Origin of the sequence: Anabaena sp. CCY 9613 (genome assembly GCF_963920895.1) — a bacterium.
GTDB lineage: Bacteria > Cyanobacteriota > Cyanobacteriia > Cyanobacteriales > Nostocaceae > Cyanocohniella.
On the sequence record NZ_CAWUDE010000002.1, the window covers coordinates 405,088 to 421,092 of the forward strand.

General features: G+C 41.4%; 17 protein-coding genes. 9 read left to right on the plus strand and 8 right to left on the minus strand.

The features are described from left to right. Positions 1–15: 15 nt before the first annotated feature. The 7 genes from ACM0OT_RS03630 to ACM0OT_RS03660 all read right to left on the minus strand — a co-directional run bounded on the left by ACM0OT_RS03630 (position 16) and on the right by ACM0OT_RS03660 (position 5,587). On the minus strand, positions 16–1,011 hold the full coding sequence (locus tag ACM0OT_RS03630; protein WP_414562795.1) for a hypothetical protein: 996 nt from the start codon (positions 1,009–1,011) through the stop codon (positions 16–18). A gap of 11 nt (positions 1,012–1,022) precedes the next feature. Further along, on the minus strand, positions 1,023–1,268 hold the full coding sequence (locus ACM0OT_RS03635; protein WP_414545480.1) for a hypothetical protein: 246 nt from the start codon (positions 1,266–1,268) through the stop codon (positions 1,023–1,025). A gap of 723 nt (positions 1,269–1,991) precedes the next feature. Then, complete coding sequence (locus ACM0OT_RS03640; protein WP_414562797.1) at positions 1,992–2,393, minus strand: hypothetical protein; 402 nt, start codon at positions 2,391–2,393, stop codon at positions 1,992–1,994. 44 nt (positions 2,394–2,437) lie between these two features. Then, complete coding sequence (locus ACM0OT_RS03645; protein ID WP_414562861.1) at positions 2,438–2,626, minus strand: AMP-binding enzyme; 189 nt, start codon at positions 2,624–2,626, stop codon at positions 2,438–2,440. Between the two features lie 125 nt (positions 2,627–2,751). Next, positions 2,752–3,528: a Uma2 family endonuclease gene (locus tag ACM0OT_RS03650; protein WP_414562799.1), complete on the minus strand. Its 777-nt coding sequence runs from the start codon at positions 3,526–3,528 to the stop codon at positions 2,752–2,754. A 30-nt stretch (positions 3,529–3,558) separates the two neighbouring features. Next, positions 3,559–4,329, minus strand: coding sequence for a 3-methyl-2-oxobutanoate hydroxymethyltransferase (panB, locus tag ACM0OT_RS03655; RefSeq protein ID WP_414562800.1), 771 nt, complete (start codon positions 4,327–4,329; stop codon positions 3,559–3,561). Positions 4,330–4,426: 97 nt separating this feature from the next. Then, positions 4,427–5,587, minus strand: a complete 1,161-nt coding sequence (locus ACM0OT_RS03660) for a two-component regulator propeller domain-containing protein (protein ID WP_414562802.1) — start codon at positions 5,585–5,587, stop codon at positions 4,427–4,429. A gap of 776 nt (positions 5,588–6,363) precedes the next feature. On the opposite strand from ACM0OT_RS03660, the gene ACM0OT_RS03665 reads away from it, so the two are divergent. The 8 genes from ACM0OT_RS03665 to ACM0OT_RS03700 all read left to right on the plus strand — a co-directional run bounded on the left by ACM0OT_RS03665 (position 6,364) and on the right by ACM0OT_RS03700 (position 12,193). Then, positions 6,364–7,794, plus strand: coding sequence for a form I ribulose bisphosphate carboxylase large subunit (locus ACM0OT_RS03665; RefSeq protein WP_414562804.1), 1,431 nt, complete (start codon positions 6,364–6,366; stop codon positions 7,792–7,794). Between the two features lie 102 nt (positions 7,795–7,896). Continuing rightward, positions 7,897–8,295, plus strand: coding sequence for a RuBisCO chaperone RbcX (gene rcbX, locus ACM0OT_RS03670; RefSeq protein WP_414562806.1), 399 nt, complete (start codon positions 7,897–7,899; stop codon positions 8,293–8,295). Positions 8,296–8,352: 57 nt separating this feature from the next. Beyond that, a complete protein-coding gene (locus ACM0OT_RS03675) occupies positions 8,353–8,688 on the plus strand; it encodes a ribulose bisphosphate carboxylase small subunit (RefSeq protein WP_414545472.1) in 336 nt (111 codons plus the stop codon). 154 nt (positions 8,689–8,842) lie between these two features. Next, a complete protein-coding gene (locus ACM0OT_RS03680; RefSeq protein ID WP_414562809.1) occupies positions 8,843–9,478 on the plus strand; it encodes a GDSL-type esterase/lipase family protein in 636 nt (211 codons plus the stop codon). 46 nt (positions 9,479–9,524) lie between these two features. After that, entirely contained in the window at positions 9,525–10,229 is a 705-nt protein-coding gene (locus ACM0OT_RS03685; protein WP_414562811.1) for a Uma2 family endonuclease, read from the plus strand. Positions 10,230–10,249: 20 nt separating this feature from the next. Continuing rightward, positions 10,250–10,477, plus strand: a complete 228-nt coding sequence (locus tag ACM0OT_RS03690) for a type II toxin-antitoxin system Phd/YefM family antitoxin (RefSeq protein ID WP_414545469.1) — start codon at positions 10,250–10,252, stop codon at positions 10,475–10,477. Next, complete coding sequence (locus tag ACM0OT_RS03695; RefSeq protein WP_414545468.1) at positions 10,474–10,854, plus strand: type II toxin-antitoxin system VapC family toxin; 381 nt, start codon at positions 10,474–10,476, stop codon at positions 10,852–10,854. Before ACM0OT_RS03690 ends, ACM0OT_RS03695 begins: the two co-directional genes overlap by 4 nt. An 88-nt stretch (positions 10,855–10,942) precedes the next feature. Beyond that, a complete protein-coding gene (locus tag ACM0OT_RS03700; protein WP_414562814.1) occupies positions 10,943–12,193 on the plus strand; it encodes a ribulose bisphosphate carboxylase small subunit in 1,251 nt (416 codons plus the stop codon). Between the two features lie 104 nt (positions 12,194–12,297). Here ACM0OT_RS03700 and ACM0OT_RS03705 read toward each other — a convergent pair whose 3' ends face one another. After that, on the minus strand, positions 12,298–12,840 hold the full coding sequence (locus tag ACM0OT_RS03705) for a 2'-5' RNA ligase family protein (RefSeq protein WP_414562816.1): 543 nt from the start codon (positions 12,838–12,840) through the stop codon (positions 12,298–12,300). Positions 12,841–13,007: 167 nt separating this feature from the next. On the opposite strand from ACM0OT_RS03705, the gene ACM0OT_RS03710 reads away from it, so the two are divergent. Continuing rightward, positions 13,008–15,536 (plus strand): sigma 54-interacting transcriptional regulator, encoded by a 2,529-nt coding sequence (locus ACM0OT_RS03710; RefSeq protein WP_414562818.1) that lies wholly within the window; start codon positions 13,008–13,010, stop codon positions 15,534–15,536. Positions 15,537–16,005: the final 469 nt, after the last annotated feature.

Consider the following 16,005-nt stretch of genomic DNA (forward strand, 5'->3'; position numbering starts at 1 on the left):
TACCCCCCTGCCTCTTTACCTTCCGCGACTTGCTTCTAACATCAACTTTGAATCCCAAGTATAAAAGCCGATTTTGTCAGGCACTCTAGAAAATCGCCCTGTGCGATAACCTCTAGAAAGTTCATTGAGTACCTTACTCTTGACCTCTCTAACTTCTTGCTCATCTAGTTCTCCATAAAGACCCCCGATAATTTCTGCAACACTGAAAACTATCCCCGAATTTTTTTCCAGAAAATCAGAAAGAGCATCTATTAAAAATAGACCCTCAAATTCTGGGAGCATAGGGACAACATTTGTACTCGGAATTGAGAAAGATTTCTTCTTTTTATTAGCCGTTCGAGCGATACCTTTAGTCTTGTTGGAGGTTACTAAACCTAAATCCAGAGTGTAACAACCAGGCTCGTCGGGAATACCCCACCAAACCTGTCTTTCTCTGCCTTGTGTCAATGAAGATTGGACTCTACCTTTGACGACTTTAAAGATAGGTTGCTCTAAATCTCCATAAAGCGATCGCACGATGAAATCTATATGACAGACAGTGCCAAGATGCTCTTGCAAAAGATTTTTAATAGCTTCCATACGACTTTGAGTTTGATACTCAGGTAACATTGGTACATCCGGCACCTTGATGGACTTATCTATACTTGCAACGGATGTCTCTCTAGTTACAGGAGATAAATTATCTGTCTCTACATTGTCTGAATTGGGTAGTTCAGACTGGCTAGAATCAAGCGAGTTGATATCAGACTGAAGAAGATGATCAGACTCAGATAACGACGAGTCTTCGGGAGTAGAAGTAGATACCTGATCCAGCGTTCCCACTGCTGTCAACTTGTCCTGAATATCTGATTGAGGAGACAAATTAGACAACAAAGCATCTACATGATGGAGCTGCGATCGCGCCTCTGTGTATAAAATTTCGTACTCTTTTACAAGGCGAGCATAGTAGTCTCGTAGTTCTAACAATGGAGAGAGAAAAGTTTGAGGGGGCTTTAATTGTAGATTATTCATAAATTTTTAAATCAACCCAAATCGGTATCACTTTTATAAGTCATTGGTCTAGGCTTGGCTTTTTGAGAAGGCTGATGAGATTTTTTTGGTGCTTGTGGAGGACGGCATTGCTCGCAATATAACGGACGAGGGCCAAACGTCTCACGTTGTGTAGTCTGATTGCACTGCTTACAGACAAAATGAAAAACGCGAGTATGAATTTGCCTTTTATGGGCCCGGACAGTATATTCCCTAACGTCAATGAACTTACTAGACATAATCCAGAATAGTGAATTGTAATCCTATCAATATAGCTATTCAAGCAAATGAAATCGAATCAGTGTGTGTTTAATTGTAAGTTTTTTCCCCATCAGTGGTTTTACTCATAGAGGGAGGCAACAAGATAGAAGAGGTTTCAACGATAAAATAAACTTTCTATAGTTCATTATTAGCATTCCCGTGTCACTTGCTTTTATATATTTAGGGTATTAAAGATAAAAATTGCAGATATAGCAGTTTTCATGGGAAATAAGGTACATATTTATCTGTAGTTCCTGATTTCTTCGATGTACTTTGCTCGCCTGCAAAGTTCTATAAATGTTTATTGTGAATCATATTTATAGAAAATTTATGGCAAATTGGCTAGAGTGTACATGTTGCACTTTCAGTAGAAAGTTTTCATAATTGCTATCAAATAAGACTAAAAAAATCGCCTCCTGTTGTTGGAAGGCGATTCTTGATATCCTACCCACCCTATAGATGGATGGGAAATTCTGCGAGTTTAGTTAAAATGCCTAGGCAGCTTAAGTAAGGTCAGTTCGGGTTAAGAACCAAATATCATATCTAGTAGAAAAGTTGTCATTGCGACCGCAGGGTAAAGCCCCCCAGCTTCAACAAGCAATAGAGTATCTACCGCTACCGCGAGAATCATGACTGAAATTTGTCACTGGATAACTTGTGTTGTTGTCAGAGTAAAAAATTGGGTTATTCATCTGCTGAGTTTAAAAGTCTCGATGTTGAGGTTGATAGGCTGAGGTCGTCAAGTCAAAAATTGAATTTGCCAAAGCTATATGTTCTTGAGGGCTAAGATAGCAATTTGTATAGGATTCATTTAAAAATTGGATCAGTGCTAACCTTGCAGACTCTAGCTTCGCTCTTTTCCTCGCTGCCCTCATCGCTTCAGATAACCTAGGATAAATATGGTTATTGCTAATTCCTACTTGCTCATTTAGCATCCAACACTTAAATACATAACCTTCAGGCAGTGGGATTAATTCAATTAACCAGCCATAATATGAGTCTTTCCAATTCATCCACAATTCGCCTCTTTGTTCAATGGTGGAATTTTTAGCTCTTCCTCCTGCATATGTAAATAGAAAGATATCACCTATGTATGCAACCACTGTGCAGAATTTGTGCAGAATTCATGCAGATCGATGAGCTTGGATTACTCCCCTAATTTAAGGAATTTCGCCATATTCAGCCGTTGTAATTTTCCAGTAGCACCACGAGGTAATGCTTCTAAAACATGAATTTGCTTAGGCACTTTGAAATCTGCCAAAACATTTGAGCAGTGGGATTTTAACTCCTGCTCACTAGTTTCACCCTTGTTCAGGAAATTATATTTGCTCGTAATTGCTCATAGGTGAGGGTTGGTTGTTCCGGCGTACCCAAAGCTAAATGGTTGTCTTCTCCGGCTAAAAGATCAAGTAAGTGCATGTATTCCAGATTTCCCCAAATATTTTTGTGATGGGCGGCTACTTAGGCGATCGCATCAGGGTCAACACCTAGTTCACGTAACTTAGCTGCTAATATTTCCGCGCGTTGGCGTTCCTGTTCCGCACGTTGGCGTTCTTGTTCTGCACGTTGGCGTTCTTGTTCTGCTTGTTCTTGACTCCACAACAGCAAATTACCTTCTTGATCCCACCACCGTAGCCAATTCATAGTTTGGCACAGTCTTTCACCCTGCCAAATTCCCAGAAACAGCTCTAATTCAGGAATCCAATAACGTCCATTGCTATCTGCTGACACCAAAGCATACTGTCCATTTTGCAAACACCGTACTTCTAAAATTGGTTCGTAGGGGTCGTAGGTGACGTAGGTGGGAACTTTGAGAATGTGTTCATAAAAATAAAGTTTTCCATAGGGTGGAGTTGAGCGAACTGATAATTCTCCATTTTCTGTATCTGACAAAAATTCCATGACAACAGCAACAGCCGCACCTTCTAAATGTGGGGTATAACTACGACGAATTACACCTGAGGCTACAGGCTGTACTTGAGGTACATAAAACCAATCAGGTGCTTTGACAACCATTTTTTTATTAACTGTAGCCACAAGTCCAAAATTAGAGCCAATCAGCATTTGGGGTTGAATGCGTTTGGTTGCGCCCAATGCGTCAGTCAGTGCTGCTGCTAGAGGGGGTTGTTGAATATTTTCCACTGGATCGTCAGGTAAAATGTAGTCTGCTGGAAGTGCCTCCCAAGCAATATTTAATTCTTTGTGAGTTTTTTGAGTAGGCTGAACTTGTAGAACCATAAAAATACTCCCAGTGTTCAGTGTATTCAGTTATGGAAACTTTCGTTCCCGCACTTCCACAGCATAATCTTCTACGGCTTTGGTAATAGTTTCACGCAGATTTGTGTAAACTTTGGCAAATGGGGGCTGCTTTTCTGTTAAACCGAGGACATCAGAGGTAACTAACACCTGACCATCACAATGAACTCCCGCACCAATACCAATTGTGGGAATACTTAATTTTTGTGTAATCTGCATTGCTAAATCTGCGGGGATATGCTCCAACACTATCGAAAATACACCAGCTTGTTCAAGAGCGATCGCTTCATTTAAAATCCTTTCACTTGCTTGTTGGGTCTTTCCTTGTTGTCGCAATCCCAATTGATGAACTGATTGGGGAGTCAAACCTACATGACCCATAACCGGGATTCCCGCTTGCACCAACCGCGCAATAATTTCCACCATTGCTGGATAACCACCTTCCAACTTCACAGCTTGAGCGCCTGTTTCTTTTAGCACCAACCCAGCTGAATGCATCGCCTGTTGCACACTTTCTTGATAAGTTAAAAATGGCAAATCCACAACAACTAAAGCGTGTTTTACACCACGGCGCACAGCTTTAGCATGAAGCAGCATTTCTTCTAAAGTGATTGGCAGCGTTGTTTCATACCCAAGTACTGCTGCCATCGAGTCTCCAACTAGGATTAAGTCTACACCACTGGCATCGAGGATTTGGGCGATCGCACAATCCCAGGCAGTCAATGCTACGATTGACCGTCCCTGTTGTTTCCATTGAATTAATTGCTGGGTAGTGATTGCCATCTTTTTAAGTAGAGATTAGAGGCTAGAGATTAGAGGCTAGAGGCTAGAAGTTAGAGGCTAGTATTTTTATCTACATCTAGTCCCTAGTCCCTAGTCCCTACTTGACAACCCGACTAAAAGCCAAATGAGGTTGTGCTTTTTCCATTTTGGGCATTAACCAAGCTAGACCTTCACTAGTACCGACCCATAATTTATTACCGACATTGGGCGCAAGGGAAAGAACTCGGCTAGAAGGAAGTCCAGCAACTTCGTCTAATACAGCTCCTGTATGTGGATTCAATCTTAACAAACCATTGTGTGTCCCTACCCATACACTACCATCTTGGGCAAAGCGCACTGCTGTCACATTCCTTCCCCGGAGGCGAGTTACAGACCTCAAAACTGCACCAGTTTGTGGATTAATTACTAACAAATTATTCGGCATTCCCGCCCAGATTAATCCTTCTGGACTAATTGCTAAGGTTTGCACTGTCGTTCCGGGTAACTCGTTAATCCGCTTCATAATTAAAGCGTTGGCGGTATTCACCCGTACTAATCCATCCAGTGTACCAATCCATAGCTGACCTTCCGCATCTAAAGTCATAGCGTTGGCACTCACACCAGGCAAGTTTTTTAATGTCGTCATAATTAAGCCTTGGTCTGGACTAATTAGAGCTAACCCATTATCTGTTCCCGCCCATAAATAACCCCGTTTATCCACTAACAACGATAAAACCCGTTTTGAAGGTAAAAATAAATTCTGAGCTGTAATTTCACTGGTACGGGGGTCTACTCGTTTCAGTCCTTCATAAGTTCCTACCCATAAGCGTCCCACTTTATCTTGTGCCAATGCACCAATGGCAACATTTGGTAAGCTCACGCGAGATAAAATTTTACCTGTGTTCGGGTCAATCCGCGACAATCCCCGCCAGGAACCCACCCAGAGATTACCTGTAAAATCTCCTAGCAAGTTGTTAACACGATAATCGACTTCGACAACTCCCTCTTGCACTCCCCTATCATCAGGTAAAGGATCTACTCGCGACGGTGGCGGAACAGCAGGATAAGAAGGAGTTAACTCAGATGAATCAATGTCAGGGGTTTTTTGCGGTGGGACACTAGTACCAATTTTGTCTGCCCTGGCTGCATTTGTCATAGTTACCAAGCCAATACTAGGCAAAGCTATCAACCCCAAAAATATAGAAGTAAGCAATAAATTAGTCCGCTTGTGAAATAATACCACGGTGACATTTCCTTTAGAGACAGTACCCATAACCATTACCTCAACTGGCTAGTGGTTAATCTCAGTATTCCCCTAGGGACTGTGTTTTAAACGTCACTAACAAATTTTTTGAGACTAGGGAATAGATGTAGATAAAAAATACTAACCCCTAACCTCTAGCCTCTACCAACAGTTCCCATACATTCATAAATGACTTTTGTAAATTACTCTTAACAAAATGTTTAAAACTTTATGTAATAACAAATTTAAATAAATAAGTTAAAAACTTTCAAAGAATAACTTATCAAATTCTTGATATATTGTGAGACAAGCTACAAATTACGTGGTGTGCAATTTCTTTTTCTTTCACTTATCACTCTGCTGGATTTATGTCAAGCAAATTCTCTCTTGATTGTTTTCCCTTATTAAGGGATATATCAAGAGTGCGGAGGTGGGAATGCGTGTTAGCAAACCCGATACCCCAAAAAACCCGATGTGTAGGGGATTAATATAATACTTTCCGCAAAGCGCGGAGTTTTTGCCGGAAATACAAAAATTTAGCGGGGCAAGAGAAAGAGATAAAAGAGAATTTTTATTCACAGGATGAGGGGAAAGCAGAATCGCTAGGTTATGTATCTTGGCGTGGATAGAACATTGATCACCAATTGTTCGTTGGCCGAAAACCGCTATCCTTTGCCTGAGGCAACCTCTAACAAAAAATTTTTCCTGATTTTTTCCTTCGTTTTAGTGGGAAAAAAGGGCAGGAGTTGGAAGAAGTTGCACAGAACGTGATTTGATAAGTAATTAAAGAGTGACTTCTTGGAAGGGAATTTATGTCTTACGCTCAAACGAAGACCCAGAGCAAATCAGGGTATCAAGCCGGTGTTAAAGATTACAGACTAACTTATTACACCCCAGACTACACACCTAAAGATACAGATATTCTTGCAGCATTCCGGATGACTCCCCAACCCGGAGTTCCTCCCGAAGAAGCAGGTGCTGCTGTGGCTGCTGAGTCTTCCACCGGTACTTGGACAACTGTATGGACAGACTTGCTCACCGACCTAGACCGCTACAAAGGTCGTTGCTACGATATCGAACCCGTTCCCGGTGAAGATAACCAATACATCTGCTACGTTGCTTATCCTCTAGATTTGTTCGAGGAAGGCTCCGTCACCAATATGTTGACCTCTATTGTAGGTAACGTATTTGGTTTTAAAGCTCTGCGGGCATTACGTTTGGAAGACTTGCGGATTCCTGTTGCTTACCTGAAGACCTTCCAAGGGCCTCCTCACGGTATTCAAGTTGAACGTGACAAGTTAAACAAATATGGTCGTCCTTTGTTGGGTTGTACCATTAAGCCCAAACTAGGTTTGTCCGCTAAAAACTACGGACGCGCTGTATACGAATGCTTGCGCGGTGGTTTGGACTTCACCAAAGATGACGAAAACATCAACTCTGCACCATTCCAAAGATGGCGCGATCGCTTCTTGTTTGTAGCAGAAGCCATCCACAAAGCACAAGCAGAAACCGGTGAAATCAAAGGTCACTACCTCAACGTCACCGCCCCCACTTGTGAACAAATGTTGCAACGGGCTGAGTTTGCTAAAGAACTCAAAATGCCCATCATCATGCACGACTACCTGACCGCAGGTTTCACCGCCAACACCACATTGGCTCGTTGGTGTCGTGATAATGGCATCTTGTTGCACATTCACCGGGCTATGCACGCCGTAATCGACCGTCAAAAGAACCACGGTATTCACTTCCGCGTATTAGCTAAAACCTTACGGATGTCTGGTGGTGACCACATTCACACCGGTACCGTAGTTGGTAAGTTGGAAGGCGAACGTGGTATCACCATGGGCTTCGTTGACCTGTTGCGCGAAAACTACATTGAGCAAGACAGATCTCGCGGTATTTACTTCACCCAAGATTGGGCTTCTATGCCTGGTGTAATGGCAGTTGCTTCCGGTGGTATCCACATTTGGCACATGCCTGCACTAGTAGAAATCTTCGGTGATGACTCCGTACTACAATTTGGTGGTGGTACTCTTGGTCACCCCTGGGGTAACGCACCTGGTGCTACAGCTAACCGGGTAGCCTTAGAAGCTTGTATCCAAGCTCGTAACGAAGGTCGCAACTTGGCTCGTGAAGGTAACGATGTTATCCGCGAAGCTGCTAAGTGGAGTCCTGAACTAGCTGCTGCTTGCGAACTATGGAAAGAAATCAAGTTTGAGTTCGAGGCAATGGATACTGTCTGATCCTCAAGTAACCAGTAAAAAGTAAAAGAGTAAAAGAAAATAGTCATTCTTTCTTTTTACTTTTTACTTTTGCTTTTTACTTTTTATGGGCTGGGGTCAAACATGAATCTTAAGCAAATTGCCAAGGATACAGCCAAGACTCTGCAAAGCTACCTGACTTATCAGGCGCTAAAAACAGTATTGGCACAGCTAGGCGAAACGAATCCGCCATTGGAACTTTGGCTACATAACTTTTCTGCCGGAAAAATTCAGGATGGAGAAGCATATCTTGAGCAACTGTTCCAAGAAAAGCCAGATTTGGCACTCAGGATAATGACTGTCAGAGAACATATAGCGACAGAAGTCGCCGAATTCCTTCCAGAAATGGTTCTTACTGGCATTCAACAAGGCAATATGGAACAACGTCGCCAGCATCTAGAACGCATCACACTAATAGATACATCTCACCCCAGTCCGCAACCAGAACAGCAGACAAGTTCAGATTCCAACAGTGAACAGTGAACAGTGATTCACTGATAACTGAAAACTAGTATCAATCCCAACCCATTAACAGAAATTATGCAAACTTTACCAAAAGAGCGTCGTTACGAGACCCTTTCTTACCTACCACCCCTTTCTGATGCTCAAATTGCCAAGCAAATTCAGTACATCTTGACTCAAGGTTATATTCCAGCGATTGAGTTCAACGAAACTTCTGAACCAACCGAAATGTACTGGACAATGTGGAAATTGCCTTTGTTTGGCGCTAAGTCCACTCAAGAAGTATTGAGCGAAGTGCAATCTTGCCGTTCTCAATACAGCAACTGCTATATTCGTGTTGTCGGTTTTGATAACATCAAGCAGTGTCAAATTCTCAGCTTTATTATTCACAAACCCAACACCAGCAGATACTAAAACTTGGATTTTTGAATTATTTTTGGGGGAATTGAATTAATTTTCCCTGCTAGAGAGGTAGATTTTTCTGCCTCTTTTTTTCACGCAGAGAAGCCACTGCGTTGGGCGGATCTCCCGACTTGTAGCAAGTGGCGTAGGTAGAGAGAGGGAGAGGATGAGTGAATTAAATGTAACTGAAAAATCTGGACGTGAAATTAGAATTTGTTTTCTTGGTGAATCATTTGTTAATGGTGCGGGTGATCCTGATTGTCTTGGTTGGACAGGTCGAATATGTGTGAATGCTAATAAAAAAGGTCATGATATTACTTACTATAATTTAGGCGTGCGGCGAGAAACGAGTACTGAACTCAGAAATCGTTGGCGAAAAGAAGTTTCTTATCGGTTACCAAAGGAATATGACGGTAGGGTTGTCTTTTCCTTTGGGGTTAATGATACAACCATAGAAAATGGTAAAACCCGTGTTTCACTGACAGAATCAATTGAAAATATCCATAGTATTTTAAGTGAAGCTAAACAGTTATATCCGGTGTTGATGGTTAGTCCACCACCATGTTTTGATAATGAACAAGATGGGAGAAATCAAAGGATTATCAATTTATCCCAAGAGTTTGCTTTAGTATGTCATGAAGTAAATGTGCCTTATTTAGATGTATTTCCCATATTAGAAAAATCAAATATTTGGATAGATGAGGCAAAAAATTATGATGGCGCTCATCCTCGAGCCGCAGGTTATGCGGAATTTGCCCACATTGTAGATAACTGGGATGCTTGGTTAAATTGGTTTAGATAAGAATTGCCTATACTAAATGTAGATATACAATTTTGAGGAATTTGTTATGAAAGCATCGGTAGAACCAAGCTTGAGTAAAAATCTCCAAATTCCACCCTTAGAAAGTGGCGATCGCCTCACGCGTCACGAATTTGAGCGTCGATATACAGCAATGCCAAATATTAAGAAAGCTGAACTTATAGAAGGAATTGTATACGTGGCATCACCTTTGCGTTTTAGAAGTCATGGACAACCTCATGGAGACTTGATTATTTGGCTGGGAACTTATAAAGTGGCTACCCCTGGTGTAGAATTAGGTGATAATGCCACCGTCCGGCTGGATTTAGATAATGAACCACAACCTGATGTTGTCCTCATAATCGATGAGAAATTAGGTGGACAAGCACATATTAGTCATGATGACTATGTAGAAGGCGCACCAGAATTAGTTGCAGAAGTTGCTGCTAGTAGTGCTGCTAATGATTTGTATGATAAAAAACGGGTATATCGCCGTAATGGTGTTAAAGAATATCTTGTTTGGCAGATTTTTGATAATAAACTCGATTGGTTTATTTTAGATAATGGTGAATATATATCATTAGCTCCTGATGCTGGTGGTATTATTAAAAGTCGTGTTTTCCCTGGTTTATGGTTGGATATAGCTGCATTATTAACAGGGGAAATGGCACAGGTTTTAGCAGGGCTACAACAAGGATTGGATTCTCCAGAACATCAAGAATTTTTACAACGTCTATCACAAAGATCTAATTAAACTCTGTAGAGGTAATAAGTATGACTCAAATAACAGTAACTGAAGCATCTCAGAAATTACCAGAATTGATTGAAGCAGCACTTTGTGGTGAAGAGATTATCATCATTAAAGAGAATCAACCAGTTGTCAAGTTAACTCCTGTAGTCCCTGTTAAACGCCGTCCAAAATTCGGTAGCGCCAAGGGATTGATCACAATATCTGATGACTTTGATAAACCACTAGAAGATTTTAAGGAATATATGGAATGAGACAAATCCTGGACACTCATATTGTGATTTGGTTTGTGATGGGTGATCCGAGAATTAGCGTGAGCCTGCGATCGCAGATTGAAAACAATGAAAATCTTCTAAGTATGGCTAGTGTTTGGGAAATGGCAATTAAGCATAGTATAGGTAAACTTAACTTCGAGCCTACTTTTAACGAATTTATTGAACAGCAAATAATTATGAATGGAATTGAAATATTACCAATTACAATAGACCACGCTGCTGTTGTTTCATCATTACCTCTCCATCATCGTGATCCGTTTGATAGATTATTAATTGCTCAATCTATAGTAGAGAATATACCATTACTCAGCGCTGATGGGATTTTTGATGCGTATCCAATTCAGCGTTTGTGGTAGTTAGCGCTTAATTTATACCGGAAGATAAATTAACAAGATGCACCAAAAAAACTTAGCATTATCTTAATAAGTCCTAATCAATAATATTATGAGTTACTACATTGCTCCCCGCTTTCTTGACAAACTTGGCGTTCACATCACTAAAAATTTCTTGAATCTTCCTGGTGTCCGAGTCCCCTTAATTTTAGGTATTCATGGACGCAAAGGTGAAGGCAAGACATTTCAGTGTCAGTTAGTCTTCGAGAAAATGGGTATCGAAGTGACTCACATATCTGGTGGAGAATTGGAGAGTCCCGATGCAGGAGATCCAGCGCGGTTGATTCGTTTGCGCTATCGGGAAACCGCAGAATTAATTAAAGTGCGCGGTAAAATGTGTGTGCTGATGATTAATGATTTAGATGCGGGTGCAGGACGCTTTGATGAAGGTACTCAGTACACTGTAAATACTCAGTTGGTAAATGCCACACTGATGAATATTGCCGATAATCCGACAGATGTGCAATTACCTGGAAGCTATGATTCCACACCGTTACATCGTGTGCCAATTATAGTGACAGGTAATGATTTTTCCACTCTCTACGCGCCATTAATTCGGGATGGACGGATGGAGAAATTTTACTGGGAACCAGATAGAGATGACAGAGTGGGAATTGTTGGGGGCATTTTTGAAGAAGATGGACTTTCTCAACGGGAAGTAGAACAGCTAGTTGATACTTTTCCCCATCAATCTATAGACTTTTATAGTGCCTTGCGATCGCGCATCTATGATGAACAAGTACGTGATTTTATTCATCAAGTAGGTTTTGAGCGTGTATCTTTACGTATAGTCAACAGCGCTGAGAAGCCACCAGAGTTTAAAAAGCCGGATTTCAGCCTGTCTCATTTAATCCAAGCTGGTCAGTTTATTGTCGGTGAACAACAACGGGTGGAAACTTCCCAGTTAGTTGATGAGTACAATCGCCTGAATCGAGGTAGTAAAAATTATTCACCAGCGCCACCTGTGGCTGTAACACCCAATACTCAGCCTTCAGGTAATGGTTTCCAGAAAAAGCAAACTTCAAGTCCCCATCTGTCTTTAGAAACACAAGAACAAATCCGGCAAATTTTAGCTCAAGGTCACAGAATTAACTTTGAACACGTAGATGAACGCCGTTTCCGCACTGGTTCTTGGCAAAGTTGCGGTACTACTCAAATTGACGCTGAGTGGGATGCAATATCGGCTTTAGAAGCTTATTTAGGTGAATATGAGGGTGAGTACGTACGCTTGGTAGGTATTGACCCCAAAGCTAGGCGGCGAGTAGTAGAAACAATTATTCAGCGTCCCAACGGTAAGAATTAATGGGAAGTGCGATCGCCTGAAGTGTAAGACTAAATTAACAGGCGATCGCTCTCTTGAAAAAACAGGACTTACGCAAAATTATGAAAAAACCTAAAGCCTTTCATCTAAGGTAGAAAAGAAAACTCTGATTTGATTTGCCAACGCTTACCGTCATGACGCAGTAATGTTAAATTCTCAGCTGTAAATTCAAAATCTAACTGACGTTGGGCAAATTCTGGCCAAGCAGCTCTAAAATTTTGCTTTGTTAAATCCCGAAATGCCACAGTCATGTGAGGCGCAAAGGGACGACTTTGAGCAACCTTGTCAATAATTCCCAAGTTACTTTCTACATAAGTCATTAAATCAGCTTGCAATGTCAACAGCGTTTGACTTCTGACTACATTAATGTAGATGACACGGGGAGGAAAAGCCGCATAACCGCTGAGTGTAATTGATCTGGACTGTTGTCTACTGGCAAATTCCCTGATGGCTGCTTCTAGCTGGGGAACATTGGCATCAGCCCATTCAAAGGGTGGTTGCAGGGTAATATGAGGCGGTGATTTTTGCGCCCCATAACTAGCATAGTTATCAGCAAAATATTGCTTGATGTTGTTGGCATACTCCTGAATATGCTGTGGTGGTAAAAGGGCAATAAAAAAACGACTCATTTTTGTTTTTAGGGAATACGACTGAAATACACCGCAGCCAACACAATTAAACCCAACAATGCCAAAGGCACCCAGAGATTAGGTAGATCCGATAAATTCATACAGCTGTTTTAACTTCCTGATCAGGGATAATGCCTTGTATACATCAACCTGCACGGAGAATAGATATGACATCTCCAGAAATGGTTATATGGCTACAAGAACGCACACCTTTAGGAATTCTCTCACCTGAGGTGCTAGATGCGATCGCCCAAATCATTGAAGAAAAAGTTATCTCAGCAGACAACAACCTAGTTAGCGAAGGTACTGGCCCAGAAGCACTTTATATTCTGCAACAAGGTCAACTCGAAAGTAAAACCAGCAATAAAAATAATCCGGCTTTAGTCTGTGGTTTCCTCCCTGGTGCAGTGATTCACCTCAAGGAACTAGTATTAGATGAGTTAATCCCTAGTACCATCACCACCGTCACTGAATGTCATTTGTGGATGGTACCAGCGACTAAATTTCGTGCCTTAGTCAACCAATACCCGGAAATTAACCAGGCGTTTTCCCGTCAATTGGCTCAAGAATTGGCTCAAGTTACATCTGCACTGGGCTATGAACAAGAACGTTCTGTGGCTTTACGCCCATATTTAGTTACCAAAGCCCAACGGGGAATTATTGGTACAAGTCGCTATGCTGTGCGTCTACGGGAGCAAATTAGAGAAGCAGCCAATAACAGAAAGTCTGTGGAAATTTTCGGGGAACCAGGTTTAGAAAAAGATAATATAGCCGCCCTGATTCATTATGGTTCTCCTAAACGGCGAGAACCGATGATTAAAGTTAATTGTGCCATTCTGCAAACGAGTGGGATGGATTTATTCGGTCGGGCTGGAGGTAAACCCGGTCTATTAGAATGGCTGGGAGAAGGCACTATAGTTTTTAATAACATCCAAGATTTACCTGAAGAACTCTTGCCAGCTGTGGCACAGTTGCTGGAAACAGGTGAATATACTCCTGTGAGTCGTCAAGGTGAACCCCCGGCGACACCCCGCCCTTGTAAAGCCCGCATTCTGATGGTTTCCGAAAAAAGGGAATCGATGATTGAACGGTGTGTGGGGATTGTCATTAAAGTACCACCACTAAGAGTGCGGAAAGCAGATATTCAAGCCCAGGTAGAATATTACACTAGCCTTTATGTGCGAGGGAAAGGTCTGGCTAAACCCCAGATTACTCCAGAAGCCTTACGCCGCTTACAGTCTTATGATTTTCCCGGTAATCTTAAAGAGTTAAAAAATCTCGTAGAACGGGCAATTGTTCAGCTAGGAGAGGGAAAAGAGTTAACAGAAGAAATATTTTGGTCAGCCCAAACTAAGAAAAAATTATTTCGCTTAAATCTGTTGAATGCCTATCCTCGTTTGCGAAAATTTCTGCGGAGTCCTTGGTGGCCTGACCGGATTAATTACGGTTTTACTGCGGCAGCTTTTGCAATTACTGTTGGTATTTTATTTATTGGTCCCCAAACACGCGATCGCAATTTCGTTTTAAATTTATTCTGGGCTTGGTGGTGGCCTTTCTTTCTGTTTCTTTTCCCGTTTTTGGGTCGTGTCTGGTGTGCAGTTTGTCCCTTCATGATTTACGGGGAAATTACTCAAAAACTTTCTTTATGGTTGTTTCCCAGAAAACTTAAAGGTTGGCCCAGACAACAAGCCGAAAAATGGGGTGGATGGTTTTTATTCGGTTTATTTACTTTAATTTTCCTCTGGGAAGAACTTTGGGATTTAGAAAATACCGCTTATCTTTCTGCTTGTTTGCTGTTATTAATTACCGCTGGAGCCATGATTTTCTCTGCTTTGTTTGAAAGGCGGTTTTGGTGCCGATATCTTTGCCCTATTGGGGGAATGAATGGTTTATTTGCCAAACTTTCCATGACCGAACTCCGGGCGCAGCAGGGTATTTGTTCAGCTACTTGCACCACTTATCAATGTTATAAAGGTGGCCCCGCCAAGGGCGAAGGAATGGAAACTAATGGCTGTCCAGTTTATTCTCATCCAGCCCAGTTGGAAGATAATCGAGACTGCGTGCTGTGTATGACTTGTTTGAAAGCTTGTCCTCATCGTTCCGTAGAATTTAATTTGCGTCCCCCTGGGATTGAATTGTGGACAACTCATGTACCCCGCAGCTATGAAGTAGCATTGTTGTTTTTGCTCTTGGGTGGAGTATATCTGCATCGCTTACCAGAGTTGCAATCTTGGTTAGGATTACAAGTGAATTTAACTTTGTTTTGGCAGCACTTGGGAATATCGATCCTCACTTTAATTATCCCCGCTGCTGTGGTTTTCGCAGGTTATGGTTTGATGCAACTATTCAATTTTCATCGCAAATCTCGGCCATTTATCGAACTTGCCTATGGCTATCTACCATTGGTGTTGGGAGGTAATTTAGCTCATTATCTCCGTTTGGGTTTAGGTGAAGGGGGACGGATTTTACCTGTCACTTTTGCTACTTTTGGTTTGCATGGTGAACAATTACCAATTTTGGTGGCACATCCGGCTGTGATTGACTTTCTACAAGGTGCAACGCTGCTTTTTTCCGTGTTATTAACTATAGTATTAACCCAAAAAATTGCTCGTCAACCCATGCGATCGCTTGTGTGGCAACATCTAGTTGCTATTGGTTTAGGTATGAGTATGTGGGCAATTATTGTCTCTGTATAACTGCACAGTTAATGTGAGAGGACAATTAATTTGTCCTCCAACACAAAATTATTCTAGTCTTACATAATCATCTGTGTGCTGGAGTTTGAGATAAATTTTGCCACTCAATTAACGCCTTTACATACCTGCTTTATTTAGTTATATTCAGCATTGCGATGATTATACCCGCCTCAGGCATGGCCACACTACATAAAGCGCAATAATCAGCAAAATTAATACAACTTCATGACGGTTTCACAGCATTGTCGTAAATCACTAGACGGACATTTCATATCTGAATTAATCAAGGGATAAATATCAAAAAAATTAAATATATTTTTCAGTGAAACTACTGTGGAAAATTTAGGTAATAAGTTGAAAAAATATTGATTAAACCCATCAGTATAAAAATAAGGAAAAAACCGATTGCTGGAATCTCATGAAGTAAGAAAAATAGCAGTAAATCAGACATTTACAAAGGTGACAAACA

Bases quoted from the DNA above. Each gene is read 5' to 3' on its own strand.
- ACM0OT_RS03690 (WP_414545469.1), top strand. From the start codon at position 10,250: ATGACTCAAATAACAGTAACTGAAGCATCTCAGAAATTACCAGAATTG.
- panB (WP_414562800.1), bottom strand. From the start codon at position 4,329: ATGGCAATCACTACCCAGCAATTAATTCAATGGAAACAACAGGGACGG.
- ACM0OT_RS03650 (WP_414562799.1), bottom strand. From the start codon at position 3,528: ATGGTTCTACAAGTTCAGCCTACTCAAAAAACTCACAAAGAATTAAAT.
- ACM0OT_RS03700 (WP_414562814.1), top strand. From the start codon at position 10,943: ATGAGTTACTACATTGCTCCCCGCTTTCTTGACAAACTTGGCGTTCAC.
- ACM0OT_RS03685 (WP_414562811.1), top strand. From the start codon at position 9,525: ATGAAAGCATCGGTAGAACCAAGCTTGAGTAAAAATCTCCAAATTCCA.
- ACM0OT_RS03680 (WP_414562809.1), top strand. From the start codon at position 8,843: ATGAGTGAATTAAATGTAACTGAAAAATCTGGACGTGAAATTAGAATT.
- ACM0OT_RS03675 (WP_414545472.1), top strand. From the start codon at position 8,353: ATGCAAACTTTACCAAAAGAGCGTCGTTACGAGACCCTTTCTTACCTA.
- ACM0OT_RS03705 (WP_414562816.1), bottom strand. From the start codon at position 12,840: ATGAGTCGTTTTTTTATTGCCCTTTTACCACCACAGCATATTCAGGAG.
- rcbX (WP_414562806.1), top strand. From the start codon at position 7,897: ATGAATCTTAAGCAAATTGCCAAGGATACAGCCAAGACTCTGCAAAGC.
- ACM0OT_RS03660 (WP_414562802.1), bottom strand. From the start codon at position 5,587: ATGGTTATGGGTACTGTCTCTAAAGGAAATGTCACCGTGGTATTATTT.
- ACM0OT_RS03695 (WP_414545468.1), top strand. From the start codon at position 10,474: ATGAGACAAATCCTGGACACTCATATTGTGATTTGGTTTGTGATGGGT.
- ACM0OT_RS03635 (WP_414545480.1), bottom strand. From the start codon at position 1,268: ATGTCTAGTAAGTTCATTGACGTTAGGGAATATACTGTCCGGGCCCAT.
- ACM0OT_RS03710 (WP_414562818.1), top strand. From the start codon at position 13,008: ATGACATCTCCAGAAATGGTTATATGGCTACAAGAACGCACACCTTTA.
- ACM0OT_RS03665 (WP_414562804.1), top strand. From the start codon at position 6,364: ATGTCTTACGCTCAAACGAAGACCCAGAGCAAATCAGGGTATCAAGCC.
- ACM0OT_RS03630 (WP_414562795.1), bottom strand. From the start codon at position 1,011: ATGAATAATCTACAATTAAAGCCCCCTCAAACTTTTCTCTCTCCATTG.